This is a genomic window from Spiroplasma endosymbiont of Apeira syringaria, assembly GCF_964020205.1.
Classification (GTDB): Bacteria; Bacillota_I; Bacilli_A; order Mycoplasmatales; family VBWQ01; genus Spiroplasma_E; species Spiroplasma_E ixodetis_A.
In genome coordinates this window covers 106,241-129,553 of sequence record NZ_OZ026543.1, presented here as the reverse complement: position 1 = coordinate 129,553, position 23,313 = coordinate 106,241, and the positions used below count along the sequence as shown (strand labels likewise).

The window sequence follows — 23,313 nt, the reverse complement described above, 5'->3', positions numbered from 1 at the left end:
TATTTTGTTCTATACAAAAATAAGAACAATTTAATTATAACACTTTTTTATATTTTAACACTTATTTATGTTAAATATTTTTAAAAAAAACAAAATTGCTAAATAAACTGCACAATTGTGCAGTTTTGAAGTAATTATTATATTTACATTTTTTGTGATTTACTACTAGAACTTTGAGTTTTACTTGTTGAGGGTTGATTTTGTAAATTTATAGCATTTATCTCCTCTTTTTCAAATATTAACTTAGGTAATTTTGATTTTGTTGAATTAGTTAAGGCTTTTCTCCCTTTATGTACTATTTTAATTTTATCACATAAATGCTGAGAAAAGCCTATCTACGGACTTCTCCCCACATTTTTAAATCAAAAATAGAATTACAGTTTCAAAACTAGGTATCTTGTTGAATTTATATGCAGCTTTTTTAGCATATAAATGAACATGATGTTTTGCAACTTTGATATGTGTTTTAAATGTTCTTCTTATATGTTTTCAAACTGATTCAATTTGGTTGGTATTTACACCAATTTTTGAAACATAGCCATCTTGATGGTTAACTGTTTCATGCTTAGTGAAAACTGATTTAAAATCGCAATATCCTTTTCAATAATCAGTATATACAAGACATTTTGAAGAAATGTGGTTTTTTGCAAACTGCAAAAGATTTTTACTCTTTGCGTTTTTCAATACTTTCACAATTAAATTATTGGTTGTTTTTTGATAAATGCCAACAATCAAGGTTTTATTCACCAAGGATCTTCCTTGTTTTTTAAAACCCATATGTGAAAGATACATTTCATCAATTTGCACTGTACCTTCAACAATAAATTGAGGTTTTTGTTTTGCAATACGTGTTCTGATTTTATGAGTCATTCTTCAAGCAGTTTTCAAAGTCACTCCCAATTCTTTTGCAATATCTGTTGATGGAATTCCATGTTTGGTGTTTATTCATCTAAAGATAAGATAAAACCAAGATGTTAAAGATGTTTGTGACCTTGAAAATATGGTGCCTGTGAGAATGCTAAATGTTTGATTACATTTTAAACATCTCATTCTTTTTAAATCAGAAGTATTCAAATTAAAATTAAAACACCTAATACATTTGTTTTCTTTCAAATTTGCTATATATGCAAGACATTGCTGTTCAGTTTGAAAAGCATTGTTGAATTCATTCATTTTCATTATTCCCTCCACAAGTACATGTGGGGAGAAGTCCGTTAGTTAATTCTTTTTTTAAAAACTTTCTTTTGATATTTTTCTTAAAATTCACTTTTTTGAATAATAATTGACTTATTTCTGAACTAATATTGTATTTTTTTAATAAAACATTTAAAGTAGTAAACTCTCCAATATCTTTAATATTTAGATCTGCACGTTTTTCAAGTAATAATTTAATCATGTCAAAATTATTTGTATATATAGAAAGATGTAAAGGAGTAGCCAAACTTTTCTCTTGTGCATTAATATCAGCATCATTTTCAAGAAGTAATTTTACTATTTCAATATTATTACATTCTATAGCTCAATGTAAAGGTGCACATCCATTTATATCTTGTTCATTAATATCAGCATCATTTTCAAGAAGTAATTTTACTATTTCAATATTATTACATTCTATAGCTCAATGTAAAGGTGTAGATCCATTTATATCTTGTTCATTAATATCAGCATCATTTTCAAGAAGTAATTTTACTATTTCAATATTATTATTGTTTACTGCATAATATAAAGGTGAACAAAAAGTTTCTTTATCTTCAATATTAGAATCAATTTTAAAATTTTCATTTAATCACTTAAATGACAATATATCATTATATTTTGAAAAATAAATTAAAAGTATATCAATATATTTTTTTTCATTATAATCATTAATAATTTTTTTCGGACTTCTCCCCACATGTACTTGTGGAGGGAATAATGAAACTGAATGAATTCAACAATGCTTTTCAAACTGAACAGCAATGTCTTGCATATATAGCAAATTTGAAAGAAAACAAATGTATTAGGTGTTTTAATTTTAATTTGAATACTTCTGATTTAAAAAGAATGAGATGTTTAAAATGTAATCAAACATTTAGCATTCTCACAGGCACCATATTTTCAAGGTCACAAACATCTTTAACATCTTGGTTTTATCTTATCTTTAGATGAATAAACACCAAACATGGAATTCCATCAACAGATATTGCAAAAGAATTGGGAGTGACTTTGAAAACTGCTTGAAGAATGACTCATAAAATCAGAACACGTATTGCAAAACAAAAACCTCAATTTATTGTTGAAGGTACAGTGCAAATTGATGAAATGTATCTTTCACATATGGGTTTTAAAAAACAAGGAAGATCCTTGGTGAATAAAACCTTGATTGTTGGCATTTATCAAAAAACAACCAATAATTTAATTGTGAAAGTATTGAAAAACGCAAAGAGTAAAAATCTTTTGCAGTTTGCAAAAAACCACATTTCTTCAAAATGTCTTGTATATACTGATTCTTGAAAAGGATATTGCGATTTTAAATCAGTTTTCACTAAGCATGAAACAGTTAACCATCAAGATGGCTATGTTTCAAAAATTGGTGTAAATACCAACCAAATTGAATCAGTTTGAAAACATATAAGAAGAACATTTAAAACACATATCAAAGTTGCAAAACATCATGTTCATTTATATGCTAAAGAAGCTGCATATAAATTCAACAAGATACCTATTTTTGAAACTGTAATTCTATGTTTGATTTAAAAATGTGGGGAGAAGTCCGTAGATAGGCTTTTCTCAGCATTTATGTGATAAAATTAAAATAGTACATAAAGGGAGAAAAGCCATTTTTTTTATTAATATTTCTTTAATAATTTCAATTTTATTGTTCTTAAAAAGAACATCTAAAATAGTATTATTACCATATTTATTTTGTATATTAATATCAGCATCATTTTCAAGAAGTAATTTTACTATTTCAATATTGTTATTAAAATTTGATACAGCAATTTGTAAAGGAGTTCCTCCAACATCTTTAATATTTGGATCTGCACCTTTTTCAAGTAATAATTTAGCTATTTCAAAATAACCATTATCTACTGCATAATGTAAAGGAAATCCTGTATGAATACTAGTAGTTTCTTTTGTGTTTTTTACATGCTAAATTGTAAAGGTAAGTGCAACTAAATTATTTTTCTATCCAAATATTCTATCGGTGAAAGATAATTTAGTATTTTTCTTGGTCTTTGGTTTAAAGACAATATAAATTTATGAACTTCATTTTTACAAGTTTTTGAAAAATTAAATTTTTTAGGAAATTTTTCTCTAATTAAACCATTAGTATTTTCATTAGTACCTCTTTGTCAAGGTGAATATGGATTTGCAAAATAAATTTTCACATCTAAATTTTTTTCAAGTTGTTGTCAATTTGAAAATTCTTTACCACGATCAAAAGTAATGGTTTTAACAATATTTTTAGGAAGAATTGATAAATAATGGCTAATATTTTTGTTAATAACTTTAGTAGTTCTGTTTTTAACTAATATTGCTAAAGTAAATCGTGATACTCTTTCAACTAAAGTTATTAAACATTTTTTACTTTTGCCTCGTGATGATACTATAGTATCTCCTTCTCAATGACCAAGTGTTATACGATCATTAATATTAAGATCTCTTTCTTTAATTGATTTGCTATTGAATTTGCCACGATTTTCTTGAGATTTGCGTTTTTTGCCTTTTCTTCTTAAATTTTTACTAGTAACTTGATCAAGCAATCCAGAATAAATTCAATTGTAAATTGTTTTAAAACTAATAACTCATTGTTTATGAAAATTTTTAATTCTGCCATAAATTTGTTCAGGTGATCAGCCTAATAATAGTTTTTGTTGCACATATTTTACTAAATCTTTATTTTTAAACTTATGAAAAAAAATATGTGATTGTTTTCTATTTTCAGCTTTATTTTGTGCAATCAATGAAAAATAATTACTATTATCTTGATTTCTATTAATTTCTCGAATAATAGTACTAATATTTCGATTAAGATTTTTAGCTATTTCACTAATTTTAACTTTAAATTTCAATTGATTCTCAATATAAATTCTTTCATCTACGCCAAGATGTTTATAACTCATATAAAAACTCCTTACTTTTTTTATAAAATAAATTTAGCATTATGAAATTTTTATATGAGAATTTTTTTGCAATTTTATTTACTTGCACTTACAAGTATAATTCAGCACATATAATTCATTATTAAGAAATTTTTCATCAAATAGTAATCTTAAATTTATTTTTTTATTTAAATTGTTTATTGTTAATAATTTATCTTCTATTTTTTTTAAGAAATTTTGGTATTGTTTTTCTTTGTATTTTTTAAATAAATTTAATTTTCCTCAAATACTAGTAGATAAAGTATCACCAGCACTTGCTAATGTAAAGCTATTAATAAATTTAGCATGAATATCTTTTTCAAAATAAGTACCATCACCACCTTTTCCATAATAAGTTTTGGTGATATTTAAATTTAAATTAGTCAAATCAATGGCATACAAAAATCATTTTTTGTTACTTGATTTATTTGCAAAAGATCAATTAAATTTATCAATTACTACATTATTTCCACTAATATCAATACCTGTCTCTTCTCACATTTCTTTTACAACAGTTGTATAATAATCCATAGTTTCAAGTCCACCAGTAATTGTACTATACTGACTGATTTTAGATATTTCATGAGCTGGGTTTTTTTCATTATGAATTTGTAAAAAATAATACTCATTGTCTTTTAAAACATAGGGTAAAATAGCAACTCCTTGGTTGTTACATCAAGGTTCTTCTACATGAATAAAACCATTTTTTATTGTTTTTTTTACTTGAATATATTTAGAATCAAACAATACTTCTTCGTCATTTATATTTAACATAATTTATTTTCCCCTTTTTTAATTTTTATTATATAAAATTAATTATAATATGTTGTAATTACAACCTCTTATTTTTTACATTTTTTGTTATTTACTACTAGAACTTTGAGTTTTACTTATTGAAGTTTCACTGTTTACTTTTGATTTATTTTTTTCAAATCCAAGAGCATTAGCAACTCTTTCTCTTCTTTCGCGTTCGTTTTTTTCTCCTCAAGCTTTGTTTGTTTCTCTAGCTCTTTTATTATATTCATCTTTTTCGGCTTGACTTCAATCATTACATGATTTTCACATATTACATCTCCTTTTATTATTTTTGAATATTTTTTTCTATACTTAAAATATCAAAGAAAATTATATATTTTTAAAACAAAAAATGTGTAATAAATAATAAAAAATCACTATTTTTTAAAAAAATAGTGATTTGAAATAAAATAAACTATAACATGGAATTTGAATGATATATTGTACTTGTTGAAGGTTGTGGGTCTTGATGATTTACTGTATTTCGAATAAATGAATCAAAATTTTGATTATTTTCTGATTCAATATTTAGATTTTCAGAAATGTTATTTGGGTTATGATTTAATATATATTTTAAAAATTTAACTGAAAATAAAATAAACATAATGATTAAAAAACATATAATTGAAAAATTTATCAATTCAATATTAAAGTTAATAAGTTCATTTATTCCTAATAATTTAATAATTAAGTTTATTAAAAAAATATAAAATTTGATATTAAATTATCAATTCAATTGACAAAACTTTCAAACATTATTAATGACTTTGCTATACCTAAAAAATTTCCTTTTACTTTAAAATATATTAATGATTTACCCAATAAACCTATACAATAAATTATTAACTTAAAACAAAATGTTGATAAAATATAAGGCTTTTCTCCCTTTATGTACTATTTTAATTTTATCACATAAATGCTGAGAAAAGCCTATCTACGGACTTCTCCCCACATTTTTAAATCAAACATAGAATTACAGTTTCAAAACTAGGTATCTTGTTGAATTTATATGCAGCTTCTTTAGCATATAAATGAACATGATGTTTTGCAAATTTGATATGTGTTTTAAATGTTCTTCTTATATGTTTTCAAACTGATTCAATTTGGTTGGTATTTACACCAATTTTTGAAACATAGCCATCTTGATGGTTAACTGTTTCGTGCTTAGTGAAAACTGATTTAAAATCGCAATATCCTTTTCAAGAATCAGTATATACAAGACATTTTGAAGAAATGTGGTTTTTTGCAAACTGCAAAAGATTTTTACTCTTTGCGTTTTTCAATACTTTCACAATTAAATTATTGGTTGTTTTTTGATAAATGCCAACAATCAAGGTTTTATTCACCAAGGATCTTCCTTGTTTTTTAAAACCCATATGTGAAAGATACATTTCATCAATTTGCACTGTACCTTCAACAATAAATTGAGGTTTTTGTTTTGCAATACGTGTTCTGATTTTATGAGTCATTCTTCAAGCAGTTTTCAAAGTCACTCCCAATTCTTTTGCAATATCTGTTGATGGAATTCCATGTTTGGTGTTTATTCATCTAAAGATAAGATAAAACCAAGATGTTAAAGATGTTTGTGACCTTGAAAATATGGTGCCTGTGAGAATGCTAAATGTTTGATTACATTTTAAACATCTCATTCTTTTTAAATCAGAAGTATTCAAATTAAAATTAAAACACCTAATACATTTGTTTTCTTTCAAATTTGCTATATATGCAAGACATTGCTGTTCAGTTTGAAAAGCATTGTTGAATTCATTCAGTTTCATTATTCCCTCCACAAGTACATGTGGGGAGAAGTCCGAAATATAATTTTTAATTTTGTCAGTCAAATTTCAAAACATTATTAATTTCCCCATTCTTTACTAACCAAAAGTTATTCATAATTATATATGAATAAAGTTATAAATTAAATAGGCTTTTCTCCCTTTATGTACTATTTTAATTTTATCACATAAATGCTGAGAAAAGCCTTATATTATTCTAAAATTATTTTTTATATTATGTTTTAAAGTTTTATAATAAACACCAATAGTATCATATTTAGTGATTTTTTATAAGTTTTTTTATGTTTTTACTTATTTTATTTTTTAAAATAATAACTAGTTTTAAAATTTAACATTTACTGTATTTAATACTATTAAAACAAGATTTATTATATAAAACATAGTAAAATTCTACTAAGAAATTTTTCATATTATGCTTAATATTGATTATATAATTGCTAGTATATATTGTTGTTTCTAAATTAATAAAATTGTTTTTTTAAATAAAAATATTATAAACTAATACATTGAGAGGTTATTTAAGAGAGGTATGGTTGAAAAAGCAAATTTAGGTAAATTATTAGAGTTTATTTTTATTAAGGTTTATTATTCTTTTATTACAGTTTTTTTATTTATTTTATCAATATTTATATCTTTAACAATATCTATTGTTTTTTTTTACTTTGAAATTAAGTTCAAATACTTTTTTCATTATTTTTCAATATTATATTATGATTTTGTATAGCATTTTTCTTTTTATTTTTGCTTTAATGAATTCTATTAAGTTATTTGGTACACAATTTGAAGATAATTCTTTTCTTCTAATACTAACAAGGCCATATTCAAGAAAAGTAATTATCATTTCACAATATTTCGTGTTATTTTTATCTTCATTATTTTTTATCGTATCTAATATTATTACTTTATTAGTTTTTGGAGGCATCATAGGAGTAATTCTAAAAATAATATATATTAAATTTTATATTTTAATTATCGGACTTCTCCCCACATGTACTTGTGGAGGGAATAATGAAACTGAATGAATTCAACAATGCTTTTCAAACTGAACAGCAATGTCTTGCATATATAGCAAATTTGAAAGAAAACAAATGTATTAGGTGTTTTAATTTTAATTTGAATACTTCTGATTTAAAAAGAATGAGATGTTTAAAATGTAATCAAACATTTAGCATTCTCACAGGCACCATATTTTCAAGGTCACAAACATCTTTAACATCTTGGTTTTATCTTATCTTTAGATGAATAAACACCAAACATGGAATTCCATCAACAGATATTGCAAAAGAATTGGGAGTGACTTTGAAAACTGCTTGAAGAATGACTCATAAAATCAGAACACGTATTGCAAAACAAAAACCTCAATTTATTGTTGAAGGTACAGTGCAAATTGATGAAATGTATCTTTCACATATGGGTTTTAAAAAACAAGGAAGATCCTTGGTGAATAAAACCTTGATTGTTGGCATTTATCAAAAAACAACCAATAATTTAATTGTGAAAGTATTGAAAAACGCAAAGAGTAAAAATCTTTTGCAGTTTGCAAAAAACCACATTTCTTCAAAATGTCTTGTATATACTGATTCTTGAAAAGGATATTGCGATTTTAAATCAGTTTTCACTAAGCATGAAACAGTTAACCATCAAGATGGCTATGTTTCAAAAATTGGTGTAAATACCAACCAAATTGAATCAGTTTGAAAACATATAAGAAGAACATTTAAAACACATATCAAAGTTGCAAAACATCATGTTCATTTATATGCTAAAGAAGCTGCATATAAATTCAACAAGATACCTAGTTTTGAAACTGTAATTCTATGTTTGATTTAAAAATGTGGGGAGAAGTCCGTAGATAGGCTTTTCTCAGCATTTATGTGATAAAATTAAAATAGTACATAAAGGGAGAAAAGCCTTAATTATTTTAAAATTATTTCTTTTTTTACTTTTTTTCTCAATTTTAGTAACTAATGGATCGGTAGCTATGTTAGCGTTTTTTTCATCAGAAAAGGTTTTTTTAATATTTGTTATTTTTTGTAGTTTATTCCTTTTGGGTGGTTTGCCTTCTTCTTTGATATTAAATAAAACAGAAAATTTACCAATTTCTTTTAAAGAAGGTGTTGGACCTTATTTGGTTAAACAAATTAAAGAAGCAATGTTATTTAATAAATATTATAAAATGGGATTAATTCGTTATCCTAATTTAACTAAAGATATTGCTGATTTTTATAATAGTTTAACAATTGATGAATTACAAAATATTAATAAAAAGGAAGTTATTAGTAAAAGACAAGATTTTTATAAAAAAGAAGGATTTCTTTTAAATAGTTCATTTAATAGTGGTGAAATGGAAGGTAAAATTGATGTTTGAAATGGACATAATGATTTTAATGGCAAAACAGTTAAAATAGTTTTAGTTTTTAATAAATACTTTATTAATTTAAAAGAATTAAAACAAAAAATTGAAGAATCTAATAACGATACTCAAAAAGATTTGGATGGGTTAAACTTTATTGGACACTAATTACATAGACAAGTGAACAAAGAAAGGAACTATAATTATGGCCAATATTAACTCATATACCGATGAATTTAAAAAACAAATAGTAGCTTTATATCAAAGTGGCAAATCAGTATCTTGCCTTGTTAAAGAATATAATGTTACAAGAGCAGCTACTTACAATTGAATTAAGCAATTTACTAATTCAGGTAGTTTTAAAACTAAAGATAATCGTTCTGTTGAAGAAAATGAATTAATTAAATTAAGAAAAGAATTAAAACAATTAAGAATGGAAAATGATATTTTAAAGCAAGCAGCACTAATAATAGGCAGAAAGTAGAGATTATTGCAAATAATAAATCTAAATATAAAATTCGCACAATGTGTCATTTTTTAAAACTCTCTAAATCAACATATTATTTTAATTTAAAGAAAAAAAATAAAATTCAAAATAATATTTATGAACAAGCTGTTATTAGTGCTTTTAAAAAAAAATAAAGAAGTTTATGGTACTAGAAGATTAAAAGTCATTCTAGAAAACCAAGAAATTTATTTATCAAGACGAAAAATTAAAGAAATTATGAATAAACATAATTTAATATCAAAATACACTAAATTATCATTCAAAAATTATCATAATAAAGTCAATGATAGTCAAATAACCAATCTTGTTAATAGAAACTTTAATAATAGAGTTAAAAATGAAGTTATTGTTAGTGATTTAACTTATGTTCAAGTAAATGGTAAGTGAAACTATATTTGTTTATTAATTGACCTATTTAACCGCGAAATAATTGGACATAGTGTAGGTACTAAAAAAGATGCATCATTAGTATATCAAGCATTTATGCACTCAAATCGCTGTTTAAAAGATATTCAAATATTTCATAGTGATCGCGGTAATGAATTTAATAATAAAATTATTGATAAACTTTTACTAGCATTAAATATTAATCGCTCTTTAAGCAAAAAAGGTTGTCCTTATGATAACGCTGTTGCTGAAGCAACCTTTAAAACTTTCAAAACCGAATTTATTAATGATAAAAATTTTACATCATTAATCCAATTAAAATTAGAATTATTTGATTACATCAATTGATATAACAACATAAGAATTCACGGCACTTTAAACTACTTAACTCCAGTTAATTATCAAAAACAAATGTCTACCAAAAAATAGTCCTAAAAAGGGTTGCCATTCCAATTTATTTCAATTACGGACTTCTCCCCACATGTACTTGTGGAGGGAATAATGAAACTGAATGAATTCAACAATGCTTTTCAAACTGAACAGCAATGTCTTGCATATATAGCAAATTTGAAAGAAAACAAATGTATTAGGTGTTTTAATTTTAATTTGAATACTTCTGATTTAAAAAGAATGAGATGTTTAAAATGTAATCAAACATTTAGCATTCTCACAGGCACCATATTTTCAAGGTCACAAACATCTTTAACATCTTGGTTTTATCTTATCTTTAGATGAATAAACACCAAACATGGAATTCCATCAACAGATATTGCAAAAGAATTGGGAGTGACTTTGAAAACTGCTTGAAGAATGACTCATAAAATCAGAACACGTATTGCAAAACAAAAACCTCAATTTATTGTTGAAGGTACAGTGCAAATTGATGAAATGTATCTTTCACATATGGGTTTTAAAAAACAAGGAAGATCCTTGGTGAATAAAACCTTGATTGTTGGCATTTATCAAAAAACAACCAATAATTTAATTGTGAAAGTATTGAAAAACGCAAAGAGTAAAAATCTTTTGCAGTTTGCAAAAAACCACATTTCTTCAAAATGTCTTGTATATACTGATTCTTGAAAAGGATATTGCGATTTTAAATCAGTTTTCACTAAGCATGAAACAGTTAACCATCAAGATGGCTATGTTTCAAAAATTGGTGTAAATACCAACCAAATTGAATCAGTTTGAAAACATATAAGAAGAACATTTAAAACACATATCAAAGTTGCAAAACATCATGTTCATTTATATGCTAAAGAAGCTGCATATAAATTCAACAAGATACCTAGTTTTGAAACTGTAATTCTATGTTTGATTTAAAAATGTGGGGAGAAGTCCGTAGATAGGCTTTTCTCAGCATTTATGTGATAAAATTAAAATAGTACATAAAGGGAGAAAAGCATTCAATTATATGAAGATTATAATAATGAATTTGAAATTAATAATTTTTGTTATTTACAAAAATCAAAAATAGCTGATTTGTTAGAATATGATCTTGCTAAATCTTATGTTGAGGAAGGTAGTAATAAAAAAACATTAACTAGTGATGATTGAACAAGAGCTTTTAAAGATGGTGGATATTATGTTAAATTTAGCAGTCCATTACGTAACAAATATGATAATCTTTTTTTTAATCCAATTTATATTTTATTAAGAACTGTGGAAGATTACATTTATAATCAAATATGAATTTATTATCAAGTTAAATCAGAAAAAGTTTTAAATGATGAAAATTTTATTGCATTTAAAAATAATATGAATTTATATACTTTGATTAACTATTTTAATTTTATTGAGCATTGAAACCAAATGTGAACAAATTATATGGGATGTTATGGTAATTTTTGATTTAAACCATTAGCTTTATCAAGTATTGATTTTAATGTTCAAAAAAATACTTTATTTAGTTATCCTGATTTTACTTTTCATTTAAATAGCGAATATAAAATTGATGTTAATAATACTACAAGCATACAAAATAATTTGATTGTTAGTTTATTTTACGGTGTGTTGTGTATTGTTTTATTTTTCTTATCATTTTGTTTTTTCTTAAAAAAGAATATTGGATAAGTTAGTTAGGAGAGTATTTATGTCAACAAATGATAAAAATAAAATTTTAATTAATGTTCAAAACTATAGTAAAAAATTTAAGAAATTTCACATGAATAATATTAGCTTTACTGTATTTGAAGGAACTATTCATGCTTTAGTTGGCCGTTCAGGAAGTGGTAAATCAGTACTGTTGAAATCAATTATTGGTGCTATTCCAAAAAGTAATTACGAAGGATTAATTACCATTAATGGCTATAAAGCGGGAACAACTTTTTCAAAAAATAGTTTAGGCTATTCTTTGAATATAGAAAATTTTCCTCAGGGATTAAGTGCTTATAATTTTTTGAAATTTTTAGGTAAAAAAACAATAATTTCAGAAAGTAAATTACTAGTAAATTTAGAAAGATTATTAAAAAATTTTGGTTTATGAGAATCACGTAATAAATCTTTAAATTCATTTTCTTCAGGAATGAAAAATATAATTATGTTGATTGTTGCCCTAGCACATGATCCAAACCTAGTTATTTTAGATGAACCAGGAGCTAATTTAGATTCAGAATCAAGAAAATTTTTTACTTCTGTTTTACAAGATTTAAAAAAAGAAGGAAAAACTATTTTATTAACAACTAATATGATTGATGAAACAAAAGATATTATTGATAATTGTACTATTATTGAATATGGTAAATTAATTTATACTGGGCCAATTGATAAATTTGGAGTTGGTAAAATTTTTGTTTTAAAAACAAGCAATAATCTTGTAGCATCATCACTTTTAAGTTTATATAATTTTCAATTTAAATATAATAAAGATACTGATAGTATTTTAATTAAATTAATTGATAAAAATTATATATCACAACTTAATTTTATTTTGAGTGAAAAGAAAATTGTTATATATGATTTACATGAAAAAGAATTATATTTATTTTTCGGACTTCTCCCTACATGTACTTGTGGAGGGAATAATGAAACTGAATGAATTCAACAATGCTTTTCAAACTGAACAGCAATGTCTTGCATATATAGCAAATTTGAAAGAAAACAAATGTATTAGGTGTTTTAATTTTAATTTGAATACTTCTGATTTAAAAAGAATGAGATGTTTAAAATGTAATCAAACATTTAGCATTCTCACAGGCACCATATTTTCAAGGTCACAAACATCTTTAACATCTTGGTTTTATCTTATCTTTAGATGAATAAACACCAAACATGGAATTCCATCAACAGATATTGCAAAAGAATTGGGAGTGACTTTGAAAACTGCTTGAAGAATGACTCATAAAATCAGAACACGTATTGCAAAACAAAAACCTCAATTTATTGTTGAAGGTACAGTGCAAATTGATGAAATGTATCTTTCACATATGGGTTTTAAAAAACAAGGAAGATCCTTGGTGAATAAAACCTTGATTGTTGGCATTTATCAAAAAACAACCAATAATTTAATTGTGAAAGTATTGAAAAACGCAAAGAGTAAAAATCTTTTGCAGTTTGCAAAAAACCACATTTCTTCAAAATGTCTTGTATATACTGATTCTTGAAAAGGATATTGCGATTTTAAATCAGTTTTCACTAAGCATGAAACAGTTAACCATCAAGATGGCTATGTTTCAAAAATTGGTGTAAATACCAACCAAATTGAATCAGTTTGAAAACATATAAGAAGAACATTTAAAACACATATCAAAGTTGCAAAACATCATGTTCATTTATATGCTAAAGAAGCTGCATATAAATTCAACAAGATACCTAGTTTTGAAACTGTAATTCTATGTTTGATTTAAAAATGTGGGGAGAATTCCGTAGATAGGCTTTTCTCAGCATTTATGTGATAAAATTAAAATAGTACATAAAGGGAGAAAAGCCTTATTTTTTATCAATTTATTTTTTTAATTTATTTTTATTTTATAAATAAGATTTTCAAATTTTTTGATTTTCACTTAAAACATGTGCAGTAGGAGGATATTCATCAGCTAATTTGTTGATTGCATTTACCATTACTTCTTTTTGATAATTATTATTAAATTATAATTCTTGTTTTGTTTTTTTCCTTTTTTGATATCATTTTTGATTATATATTTTCCTTTTTGCTTTTACCTCGGATTTTTGCTCATATTTTTGTTTTCTTGCCTTCACTTCGGGTCTTTGAGCATATTCTTGATTTTTTGCTTTCACTTCAGGTCTTTGATTATATTGATTTATTTTTTCTTGATTTTTTTGATATTTTTCTTGATCATATTTTCTCTTTTTTGCTTTCACTTCAGGCCTTTGAGCATATTCTTTCTTTTTTGCTTTCACTTCAGGTCTTTGTTGATATTCTTGTATTCTTTTTTTATTTTTTTGATATCACTTTTTCTTATACTCTTTTTGTTTTTCATTATTCATAAATTTATCACCCCTTAAATATGTGTCATTGTTTCAGATTTACAATTTTTATTACTGTTTAATTTTTTTGGTAATCACAAATCAAAATCTTCTTTAAACTTTAAAATGCAAGTAAAATATTTAATATATAAAATTAGCGAACTTAATTAAAAAATCGCTAATTTATTAAATATTTAAATTTTGATATTTGCGTTTTAAAAAAAATAATAAAACTTGAATATCAGCAGGACTAACACCAGAAATTCTTGTAGCATGACCAATTGTTAATGGTCTAACACGCTTTAATTTTTCTCTAGCTTCACCAGTAATACTTTCTACTAAATCATAATCAATATCACCAGGAATTTGTTTTTTTTCTAAACTATTAGTTTGTTGCGCCATTTTTAGTTGTTGATTAATATACCCTGAATATTTAATTGTAATTTCTAATTCCATTAATTGATGATATTGTAAATCATTTATTAAAGGTAACTGTGAAGTAAACATTGATAATTTGACACCTGGACGTTTTAATAATTCATAAGCAATAATATGATTATCGGGAATTGGACCTAAATTATTATTATTAATATACTTAGCAACTTCTGAATTGGGACTAACTTTAATAGTTTTTAATTTTTCAACAATATTAGACATTAATTTTTGTTGAATTTTAAATTGTGATCAACGTTGTTCACTAACTAAGCCAACTTGATAACCATATTTAATTAATCTTTTTTGAGCATTATCATTTCGTAATAATAAACGATGTTCAGCTAAAGAAGTTAATAAACGATAAGGTTCAACTGTTCCTTTTGTTACTAAATCATCAATTAAAACTCCGATATATGCTTCATCACGCTTTAAAATTAATGGTTTTTCTTTTTTTATTTTTAAATGTGCGTTAATTCCGGCCATTAAACCTTGACACGCTGCTTCTTCATAACCACTAGTACCATTAATTTGACCAGCACTAAATAAGTTTTTAATTAATTTAGTTTCCAATGTTGGTCATAATTGTGTTGGTTCAAAAGCATCATATTCAATAGCATATGCTCATTTTAATACTTCACAATTTTCTAAACCAGGTAATGTTCTCAACATTTTATCTTGCACATCAATTGGCATCGATGTTGAAAAACCTTGGACATAAATTGAATCCAAAGCAAGTGATTCTGGCTCTAAGAAAATTTGATGACGAGGCTTATCAGCAAAACGTACTACTTTATCCTCAATACTTGGACAATAACGTGGTCCAGTACCTTGTGCTTCACCATTATACATTGGTGATTTATCTAAATTATTATTAATAATGGTATGAGTTTTATCATTTGTATAAAGTAAATAACAAGGTAACTGTTTTGCTAATGGTAAAAAATTTTTAGTTTCATGTGAAAATGCTAAAGGTAAATCACTACCTAGTTCAATATTAGTTTTGTCAAAATCAATACTATTTTTTTTAATACGAGGTGGTGTTCCTGTTTTTAAACGTATCATATTAAAGCCTACAATTTTTAATTGTTCAGAAATACCATTACTTGTTCTTTGACCATCTGGTCCTTCTGATTTCTTATTATGACCTTGTAAAGTTAAAGCTGTCATATAAGTGCCAGTAGTTAAAATCACAATTTCACTAGTAATTTTTTCGCGATTCTCTAAAATAACACCCTTAGCAGTGTTTTCTTCAATTATTAATGATTGTACCATAACTTCTAAAATTGTTAAATTTTCTTGTTTATTTATTGCATTTTGCATATATTGTGAATAAGCAATTTTATCAGATTGAGCACGAATAGCTCAAACTGCTGGACCACGTGAATGATTTAATAGTTTCATTTGCAAAGCAGTAGCATCTGCTGCTTTAGCCATTTCGCCACCAAGTGCATCAATTTCACGAACCACAACTCCTTTGGCGGGTCCACCAATAGAAGGATTACATGGCATTAATGCAATTTTAGTTTTATCAAGAGTAATAATAGCGGTTTTATGACCTGCTCGTGCAGAAGATAATGCCGCTTCAACACCAGCATGACCAGCACCAATTACAATAATTTCATAGTCATATTTCATTGATTTCACCTCCATTTCATAAAATATTACATATCAAAATTAATAACATCAAAAATCAGAAATTTTATTTTTAATTTCTTTAGTAATGTTATCATAAACAAGCAAAATATTCATGTACTTTTTAGACTTTTATTAAATAAAATTGAATTTTAGTTAATAATCTTCTCAATTATAATTCATTATCTTTTATACAAGATATAAATATTATTTAAATAATTAGTGCTGCACCTAAAAATAGCAACTGTTTTAATTAACGGACTTCTCCCCACATGTAATTGTGGAGGGAATAATGAAACTGAATGAATTCAAAAATGCTTTTCAAACTGAACAGCAATGTCTTGCATATATAGCAAATTTGAAAGAAAACAAATGTATTAGTTGTTTTAATTTTAATTTGAATACTTCTGATTTAAAAAGAATGAGATGTTTAAAATGTAATCAAACATTTAGCATTCTCACAGGCACCATATTTTCAAGGTCACAAACATCTTTAACATCTTGGTTTTATCTTATCTTTAGATGAATAAACACCAAACATGGAATTCCATCAACAGATATTGCAAAAGAATTGGGAGTGACTTTGAAAAATGCTTGAAGAATGAATCATAAAATCAGAACACGTATTGCAAAACAAAAACCTCAATTTATTGTTGAAGGTACAGTGCAAATTGATGAAATGTATCTTTCACATATGGGTTTTAAAAAACAAGGAAGATCCTTGGTGAATAAAACCTTGATTGTTGGCATTTATCAAAAAACAACCAATAATTTAATTGTGAAAGTATTGAAAAACGCAAAGAGTAAAAATCTTTTGCAGTTTGCAAAAAACCACATTTCTTCAAAATGTCTTGTATATACTGATTCTTGAAAAGGATATTGCGATTTTAAATCAGTTTTCACTAAGCATGAAACAGTTAACCATCAAGATGGCTATGTTTCAAAAATTGGTGTAAATACCAACCAAATTGAATCAGTTTGAAAACATATAAGAAGAACATTTAAAACACATATCAAAGTTGCAAAACATCATGTTCATTTATATGCTAAAGAAGCTGCATATAAATTCAACAAGATACCTAGTTGAGGCTTTTTAATAATCTGTGTATCTTTGTTTTACAAAGTTACTAATTTAGATTAATTCTGTCTTCAAATTTTATCATAAAATGAGCAATTGCTGTATTTCAATTTTGAATAGGCAATGTTCATTTTTTTGTTATATTTTCAATTGCCAAGTAAAATATTTTGAAAACTGCCATATCATTAGGAAAAACTTTTTTATTTCTGATGATTTTTCGTAATTGAATATTAACAGATTCAATAGCATTTGTAGTATAAATCACTCTTTTGATTTCTACTGGATAACTAATAAAAACCATTAAATTATCTCAATTTTTATATCAAGATTTAGTAATTTGAGGATATTGTTTATTTCATTTACTTTCAAACGATTCTAAAGCTTGCATTGCTTGTTCTTCACTACATGCACTATAAATTGGTTTTAAATCTGCAACTAGACCTTTTCGATGTTTGTATGAAACATATTTTAAACTATTTCTAATTTGATGAACAATGCATAATTGATGTTCTGTTTTAGGATAAACTGATTGTATTGCTTCTGACATGCCTGTTAAATTATCACTACAAGCAATAATAATATCATTTAAGCCACGATTTTTCATTTCTGTGAAATTAGATAATCAAAACTTAGAACCTTCATTTTCACTAATTCATAATCCTAAAACATCTTTTTTGCCTTCTAAATCAACTCCTAATGCTATATAAACTGATTTGTTAATAATCCGTTTATCTTGTCGTACTTTAACTACTATACAATCAAAATAAACAATAGGATAAATACTTTCTAATGGTCGATTTTGTCATGCTTTAACATCATCAATAACATCATCAGTAATTTGACTAATAACACTTTCACTAATATCAGCACCATGATATAACTCTTGCAACTGCATTCTAATGTCAGATAATGTCATTCCTTTTGCATACAAGGAAAGAACTTGTTGATCAAAACCATCAAATCTTCTTTGCCTTTTAGGAACTATTACAGGAGTAAAATTACTATTGCGATCTCTTGGTACATCAATTTCAATTTTACCTTGTTGAGTTATTAATTTTTTTGAACTTGTACCATTACGAGCATTTTCAGTAGTACTATGTTGATTTTTTTCATATCCTAAATAATTTTGCATTTCAGAATTCAACATTTTTTCAACTAATCTTTTTGTTAATTCTTTATATAAACCGCCAGGTTTAAAAACTGTTGTTAAATCTTCAGTATTTTCTAGTAATAAATCTACTGCTTTTGATATTGGATCATTATTATTAAAGTTATCTTTTTTAGCCATCTGTAACTCACTCTTTCTAGTCATTTAATTATATTTACTAGAATTAATTAAACATAGTTATTTTTGTAAGTTACACAGATTACTAAACATTTCCCTTTTAGGAACTATTACAGGAGTAAAATTACTATTGCGATCTCTTGGTACATCAATTTCAATTTTACCTTGTTGAGTTATTAATTTTTTTGAACTTGTACCATTACGAGCATTTTCAGTAGTACTATGTTGATTTTTTTCATATCCTAAATAATTTTGCATTTCAGAATTCAACATTTTTTCAACTAATCTTTTTGTTAATTCTTTATATAAACCGCCAGGTTTAAAAACTGTTGTTAAATCTTCAGTATTTTCTAGTAATAAATCTACTGCTTTTGATATTGGATCATTATTATTAAAGTTATCTTTTTTAGCCATCTGTAACTCACTATTTCTAGTCATTTAATTATATTTACTAGAATTAATTAAACATAGTTATTTTTGTAAGTTACACAGATTACTAAACATTTCCACCTATTTTTGAAACTGTAATTCTATGTTTGATTTAAAAATGTGGGAAGAAGTCCGTAGATAGGCTTTTCTCAGCATTTATGTGATAAAATTAAAATAGTACATAAAGGGAGAAAAGCCTTAATTAATAATCATTAATACTAATTAAAAGCCAGTAATTACTTACTTTTAAGTATTTTATTTATTAGCACAAGATGTGTTTTTATTGAAAAGACACTTTTGTCATTAACATTGGTGACTGTATCCAATGGTGATAAAACATATGCAACATCTATTTCTTTTTCCATAACTGTAACCTCTTTTGTATACAATTTGACTTAAATAATTTATCTTAATATCCCTACATAAGTATAATTATAATGTTAATTTTTAAATTTGCAAATTTTTATTTACTATACCTTTAAACTTAAAAAGTATTTTTATATATAAAAATACATCTTATATTAATTAAGATAAAGAATCACCAAATAATTTCCCCATTTTAATATTAAGATTATTACATAAAGTTTTTAAATGGTAATGTTCACTGAAATGTATATTAATTAATTTATGTAAAGTGGTAACATCTGCCAATGAATCATGATGATCAAATTTAATTTGATTACTATGAGCAAGAGCACTTAAACGGTTATTAGGATAATCATATGTTCTTCTAAATAACTTAACTGAACAAATGTAAAAAAAATTAGGACATTTTAAATCATAATGATTAATTAATGATCTTAAGATATTAATGTTAAAGTTAGCGTGATGAGCAATAAGAACAGTATTTTCAGTAAAAAAAGTAACGATGTCTACTCATAATTCTTTAAAGTTTGACATTAAAGATACGCTTTCACTTGTAATTCCATGAACATGAGAAAAAGTAAATTCTTCGGGATGTGGTTTAATTAATGAACTATAAGTTTTGACAATTTTACCTTGTGTTACTTTTATCATAATTAATTGACAAGCACTTGTTTTATTCAAATTTGCAATTTCAAAATCAATAAAAACATAATTAGTATTATCAATCCCTCAATCATGAACACTAAATTTTTTCTTACTATTTAATTTTGATTGCTTTCTTTTTAATAACATTTTTTTAGCAAAAAGATTTTTACTATCTTTACTTTTATACTGTTTAAAAGGTGTAATTATTTCTTGTTTTCCTTCTATATTACCTTTTGATTCAGAATTATCATCTGTTTCAAAATCATCATTTGTCTTCTTGAATTTTACACTTTTAAAAAACATATTAATGGCAATAGCACCTTTCTATCTAAATTTTCATAAATTAATATTAGTTATTCCTTTGATAAATTATAACATTGATAAGTTAGAGTAACTATATTTTTACTTATAAAACTTCATTTTTTGCAAAATTCATTAATTAATTATCATTCTTTAACAAATAACTTAATATAATTTATAAAAATAATATTATGAATAAAATATTATATTGTTGACAATAAAAAAGATTGCGGTTGCAATCTTTTTTTAAATAAGAAAAATATTATAATGAACACGAAGGTGAAGAATTATATCTAGTAATTAATGGTTCACTATCATTTACTTCATTTTGAAAATTATTAATTTTTTTTAACTTTTTAGCTATTTTAACTTGTTTATTAAGTTCTTTTTCTTCTAATTTTTGATTTTTTGCTTTTAAATTTTTTAATTTATTTTCTGCGTCTTGCAGTTTATCTTCTCTTTTTTTAATTTTATTTTTACTTTTTACAATTTTATCACTAAGTGTTCCTAATAAAGGACTATTTTTTTTATTAATTTTTCTTTGACGTTGTGCATCTTTAAGATTCATTCTTACTAGTTTATCTTTTTGCAGTTTAGTTATTAACTTATAAATTTTGACACTTATTGCAGCAGCAATTGCTCCTCCAATAACTATTGGTACAGCATAAAGTAAAAAGTCTAATCCTTCAAATAAATCACTAAAAAATGATTCTATCCCTTGTCAACCTTTTTCAAAAAAATTTCCTACGTCTTTTGTAAAATCCTCAAATCCTTTTGAAATATCTTCTCAAATGCCACTAATATCTGAGCCAATATCATCTACACCTTTACCAATTTCTTCTAATCCTTTACCAATATCATTTCCAATATCTTCTATACCTCTTCCAATATCTTCTACACCCGAACCAATATCTGATATAACACCTTCTACACCTTTACCAATATCATTTCCAATATCTTCTATACCTTTAGCAATATCATCTAATCATCCAAACATAATTTTTCTACCTTTCCTTTAACCTAAACTTGGTCTTAATGTTGTTTTATCACTATTATTTATATTTGTTTCTAAACTATTAGCACCTAATACTATTTTATTATTAAACTGATTAATATTGGGATTTAATTCAGACAATGGTTCTCTATTACATTTATTATTTAGTTTTTCTAAATGATCATCTAACATTTTTAATTCAATTTTTAATTTTTTGTTTTCTACTTCTTTTTCAACCAGTCCCACTTCAAATGTTTTTCTTTCATAATCATATTGTGCTTTTTGACTTGCTAATTTTGATTTGAAACATTCCATTTGTTCTTCTTTAAATATTTCATTTTTTTGTTTACTGGAATGGCAACCCTTTTTAGGACTATTGTTTGGTAGACATTTGTTTTTGATAATTAACTGGAGTTAAGTAGTTTAAAGTGCCGTTAATTCTTATGTTGTTATATAAATTGATGTAATCAAATAATTCTAATTTTAATTGGATTAATGATGTAAAATTTTTATCATTAATAAATTCGGTTTTGAAAGTTTTAAAGGTTGCTTCAGCAACAGCGTTATCATAAGGACAACCTTTTTTGCTTAAAGAGCGATTAATATTGAATGCTAGTAAAAGTTTATCAATAATTTTATTATTAAAGGCTTTTCTCCCTTTATGTACTATTTTAATTTTATCACATAAATGCTGAGAAAAGCCTATCTACGGACTTCTCCCCACATTTTTAAATCAAACATAGAATTACAGTTTCAAAAATAGGTATCTTGTTGAATTTATATGCAGCTTCTTTAGCATATAAATGAACATGATGTTTTGCAACTTTGATATGTGTTTTAAATGTTCTTCTTATATGTTTTCAAACTGATTCAATTTGGTTGGTATTTACACCAATTTTTGAAACATAGCCATCTTGATGGTTAACTGTTTCATGCTTAGTGAAAACTGATTTAAAATCGCAATATCATTTTCAAGAATCAGTATATACAAGACATTTTGAAGAAATGTGGTTTTTTGCAAACTGCAAAAGATTTTTAATATTTGCGTTTTTCAATACTTTCACAATTAAATTATTGGTTGTTTTTTGATAAATGCCAACAATCAAGGTTTTATTCACCAAGGATCTTCCTTGTTTTTTAAAACCCATATGTGAAAGATACATTTCATCAATTTGCACTGTACCTTCAACAATAAATTGAGGTTTTTGTTTTGCAATACGTGTTCTGATTTTATTAGTCATTCTTCAAGCAGTTTTCAAAGTCACTCCCAATTCTTTTGCAATATCTGTTGATGGAATTCCATGTTTGGTGTTTATTCATCTAAAGATAAGATAAAACCAAGATGTTAAAGATGTTTGTGACCTTGAAAATATGGTGCCTGTGAGAATGCTAAATGTTTGATTACATTTTAAACATCTCATTCTTTTTAAATCAGAAGTATTCAAATTAAAACTAAAACACCTAATACATTTGTTTTCTTTCAAATTTGCTATATATGCAAGACATTGCTGTTCATTTTGAAAAGCATTGTTGAATTCATTCAGTTTCATTATTCCCTCCACAAGTACATGTGGGGAGAAGTCCGTTATTAAATTCATTACCGCGATCACTATGAAATATTTGAATATCTTTTAAACAGCGATTTGAGTGCATAAATGCTTGATATACTAATGATGCATCTTTTTTAGTACCTACACTATGTTCAATTATTTCGCGGTTAAATAGGTCAATTAATAAACAAATATAGTGTAATGGCAACCT

26 protein-coding genes and 3 pseudogenes are annotated in these 23,313 nt (G+C 25.2%); 11 read left to right on the top strand and 18 right to left on the bottom strand.

The genetic code is table 4. The annotated features are described in order from the left end of the window. Window positions 1–117 precede the first annotated feature (117 nt). On the top strand, window positions 118–372 hold the full coding sequence (locus AACL02_RS00745) for a hypothetical protein (RefSeq protein WP_339042137.1): 255 nt from the start codon (window positions 118–120) through the stop codon (window positions 370–372). Here the strand turns inward: AACL02_RS00745 and AACL02_RS00740 are convergent. Beyond that, entirely contained in the window at window positions 358–1,179 is an 822-nt protein-coding gene (locus AACL02_RS00740; RefSeq protein WP_339042135.1) for an IS1595 family transposase, read from the bottom strand. The two genes, AACL02_RS00745 and AACL02_RS00740, sit on opposite strands and share 15 nt — an antisense overlap. Beyond that, window positions 1,091–1,969 carry an ankyrin repeat domain-containing protein gene (locus AACL02_RS00735; protein WP_339042132.1) on the bottom strand — a complete coding sequence of 293 codons (879 nt, stop codon included), beginning with the start codon at window positions 1,967–1,969 and terminating at the stop codon, window positions 1,091–1,093. Before AACL02_RS00735 ends, AACL02_RS00740 begins: the two co-directional genes overlap by 89 nt. Between AACL02_RS00735 and AACL02_RS00730 the strand changes: the two genes are divergently transcribed. Next, window positions 1,915–2,736: an IS1595 family transposase gene (locus AACL02_RS00730; RefSeq protein WP_339042130.1), complete on the top strand. Its 822-nt coding sequence runs from the start codon at window positions 1,915–1,917 to the stop codon at window positions 2,734–2,736. The two genes, AACL02_RS00735 and AACL02_RS00730, sit on opposite strands and share 55 nt — an antisense overlap. Before the next feature lie 105 nt (window positions 2,737–2,841). Here the strand turns inward: AACL02_RS00730 and AACL02_RS12400 are convergent. The 5 genes and pseudogenes from AACL02_RS12400 to AACL02_RS00710 all read right to left on the bottom strand — a co-directional run. Continuing rightward, window positions 2,842–3,084: pseudogene (locus AACL02_RS12400) on the bottom strand (ankyrin repeat domain-containing protein); the annotation flags it as partial. 71 nt (window positions 3,085–3,155) lie between these two features. Then, window positions 3,156–4,106, bottom strand: coding sequence for an IS30 family transposase (locus tag AACL02_RS00725; protein WP_339040235.1), 951 nt, complete (start codon window positions 4,104–4,106; stop codon window positions 3,156–3,158). Between the two features lie 78 nt (window positions 4,107–4,184). Then, window positions 4,185–4,898, bottom strand: coding sequence for a hypothetical protein (locus tag AACL02_RS00720; RefSeq protein WP_339042128.1), 714 nt, complete (start codon window positions 4,896–4,898; stop codon window positions 4,185–4,187). 87 nt (window positions 4,899–4,985) lie between these two features. Beyond that, window positions 4,986–5,189 carry a hypothetical protein gene (locus tag AACL02_RS00715; RefSeq protein ID WP_339042126.1) on the bottom strand — a complete coding sequence of 68 codons (204 nt, stop codon included), beginning with the start codon at window positions 5,187–5,189 and terminating at the stop codon, window positions 4,986–4,988. A gap of 686 nt (window positions 5,190–5,875) precedes the next feature. Continuing rightward, a complete protein-coding gene (locus tag AACL02_RS00710; RefSeq protein ID WP_339043460.1) occupies window positions 5,876–6,691 on the bottom strand; it encodes an IS1595 family transposase in 816 nt (271 codons plus the stop codon). Window positions 6,692–7,729: 1,038 nt separating this feature from the next. Between AACL02_RS00710 and AACL02_RS00705 the strand changes: the two genes are divergently transcribed. The 7 genes and pseudogenes from AACL02_RS00705 (at window position 7,730) to AACL02_RS00675 (ending at window position 13,808) form a co-directional block, all read left to right on the top strand. Continuing rightward, window positions 7,730–8,545 carry an IS1595 family transposase gene (locus tag AACL02_RS00705; RefSeq protein ID WP_339043458.1) on the top strand — a complete coding sequence of 272 codons (816 nt, stop codon included), beginning with the start codon at window positions 7,730–7,732 and terminating at the stop codon, window positions 8,543–8,545. 151 nt (window positions 8,546–8,696) lie between these two features. Then, entirely contained in the window at window positions 8,697–9,236 is a 540-nt protein-coding gene (locus AACL02_RS00700) for a hypothetical protein (protein WP_339042124.1), read from the top strand. A 37-nt stretch (window positions 9,237–9,273) separates the two neighbouring features. Continuing rightward, a pseudogene (locus AACL02_RS00695) lies at window positions 9,274–10,392 on the top strand (IS3 family transposase). A gap of 201 nt (window positions 10,393–10,593) precedes the next feature. Further along, window positions 10,594–11,286, top strand: a complete 693-nt coding sequence (locus AACL02_RS00690) for an IS1595 family transposase (RefSeq protein WP_339040707.1) — start codon at window positions 10,594–10,596, stop codon at window positions 11,284–11,286. Window positions 11,287–11,445: 159 nt separating this feature from the next. After that, window positions 11,446–12,036: a hypothetical protein gene (locus AACL02_RS00685; protein ID WP_339042122.1), complete on the top strand. Its 591-nt coding sequence runs from the start codon at window positions 11,446–11,448 to the stop codon at window positions 12,034–12,036. Window positions 12,037–12,055: 19 nt separating this feature from the next. After that, a complete protein-coding gene (locus AACL02_RS00680) occupies window positions 12,056–13,075 on the top strand; it encodes an ABC transporter ATP-binding protein (protein WP_339042120.1) in 1,020 nt (339 codons plus the stop codon). Next, entirely contained in the window at window positions 12,987–13,808 is an 822-nt protein-coding gene (locus tag AACL02_RS00675; RefSeq protein ID WP_281747836.1) for an IS1595 family transposase, read from the top strand. Before AACL02_RS00680 ends, AACL02_RS00675 begins: the two co-directional genes overlap by 89 nt. Before the next feature lie 241 nt (window positions 13,809–14,049). On the opposite strand, the gene AACL02_RS00670 is transcribed toward AACL02_RS00675, so the two are convergent. The 3 genes from AACL02_RS00670 to AACL02_RS00660 form a co-directional block, all read right to left on the bottom strand. Beyond that, a complete protein-coding gene (locus AACL02_RS00670) occupies window positions 14,050–14,409 on the bottom strand; it encodes a hypothetical protein (protein WP_339042118.1) in 360 nt (119 codons plus the stop codon). Between the two features lie 165 nt (window positions 14,410–14,574). Continuing rightward, the gene (gene mnmG, locus AACL02_RS00665) at window positions 14,575–16,458 is read right to left on the bottom strand and encodes a tRNA uridine-5-carboxymethylaminomethyl(34) synthesis enzyme MnmG (protein ID WP_339042116.1); all 1,884 of its coding nucleotides are present in this window, start codon (window positions 16,456–16,458) and stop codon (window positions 14,575–14,577) included. Window positions 16,459–16,637: 179 nt separating this feature from the next. Next, window positions 16,638–16,802: a hypothetical protein gene (locus tag AACL02_RS00660; RefSeq protein WP_339042114.1), complete on the bottom strand. Its 165-nt coding sequence runs from the start codon at window positions 16,800–16,802 to the stop codon at window positions 16,638–16,640. On the opposite strand from AACL02_RS00660, the gene AACL02_RS00655 reads away from it, so the two are divergent. Further along, window positions 16,748–17,596, top strand: a complete 849-nt coding sequence (locus tag AACL02_RS00655; protein ID WP_339042112.1) for an IS1595 family transposase — start codon at window positions 16,748–16,750, stop codon at window positions 17,594–17,596. The genes AACL02_RS00660 and AACL02_RS00655 overlap by 55 nt on opposite strands. On the opposite strand, the gene AACL02_RS00650 is transcribed toward AACL02_RS00655, so the two are convergent. From AACL02_RS00650 to AACL02_RS12395, 6 genes and pseudogenes are all read right to left on the bottom strand, one after another. Continuing rightward, window positions 17,583–18,821 carry an IS256 family transposase gene (locus AACL02_RS00650; protein WP_339043456.1) on the bottom strand — a complete coding sequence of 413 codons (1,239 nt, stop codon included), beginning with the start codon at window positions 18,819–18,821 and terminating at the stop codon, window positions 17,583–17,585. The two genes, AACL02_RS00655 and AACL02_RS00650, sit on opposite strands and share 14 nt — an antisense overlap. Window positions 18,822–18,911: 90 nt before the next feature. Next, a pseudogene (locus tag AACL02_RS00645) lies at window positions 18,912–19,232 on the bottom strand (transposase); the annotation flags it as partial. A gap of 540 nt (window positions 19,233–19,772) precedes the next feature. Next, window positions 19,773–20,561: an exonuclease domain-containing protein gene (locus tag AACL02_RS00640; RefSeq protein ID WP_339042108.1), complete on the bottom strand. Its 789-nt coding sequence runs from the start codon at window positions 20,559–20,561 to the stop codon at window positions 19,773–19,775. 259 nt (window positions 20,562–20,820) lie between these two features. Continuing rightward, on the bottom strand, window positions 20,821–21,555 hold the full coding sequence (locus tag AACL02_RS00635) for a hypothetical protein (RefSeq protein WP_339042106.1): 735 nt from the start codon (window positions 21,553–21,555) through the stop codon (window positions 20,821–20,823). 18 nt (window positions 21,556–21,573) lie between these two features. Continuing rightward, a complete protein-coding gene (locus AACL02_RS00630) occupies window positions 21,574–21,867 on the bottom strand; it encodes a hypothetical protein (protein WP_339042104.1) in 294 nt (97 codons plus the stop codon). A 58-nt stretch (window positions 21,868–21,925) separates the two neighbouring features. Then, a complete protein-coding gene (locus tag AACL02_RS12395; protein WP_422397829.1) occupies window positions 21,926–22,144 on the bottom strand; it encodes an IS3 family transposase in 219 nt (72 codons plus the stop codon). A 13-nt stretch (window positions 22,145–22,157) separates the two neighbouring features. On the opposite strand from AACL02_RS12395, the gene AACL02_RS00625 reads away from it, so the two are divergent. Beyond that, entirely contained in the window at window positions 22,158–22,295 is a 138-nt protein-coding gene (locus AACL02_RS00625) for a hypothetical protein (protein WP_339042102.1), read from the top strand. Here the strand turns inward: AACL02_RS00625 and AACL02_RS00620 are convergent. Together AACL02_RS00620 and AACL02_RS12390 are read right to left on the bottom strand one after the other, a co-directional pair. Next, complete coding sequence (locus AACL02_RS00620) at window positions 22,281–23,102, bottom strand: IS1595 family transposase (protein ID WP_339042100.1); 822 nt, start codon at window positions 23,100–23,102, stop codon at window positions 22,281–22,283. The genes AACL02_RS00625 and AACL02_RS00620 overlap by 15 nt on opposite strands. Beyond that, on the bottom strand, window positions 23,014–23,310 hold the full coding sequence (locus AACL02_RS12390) for a hypothetical protein (protein ID WP_422397825.1): 297 nt from the start codon (window positions 23,308–23,310) through the stop codon (window positions 23,014–23,016). The genes AACL02_RS00620 and AACL02_RS12390 overlap by 89 nt, the downstream gene beginning before the upstream one ends. Between the last annotated feature and the right edge of the window lie 3 nt (window positions 23,311–23,313).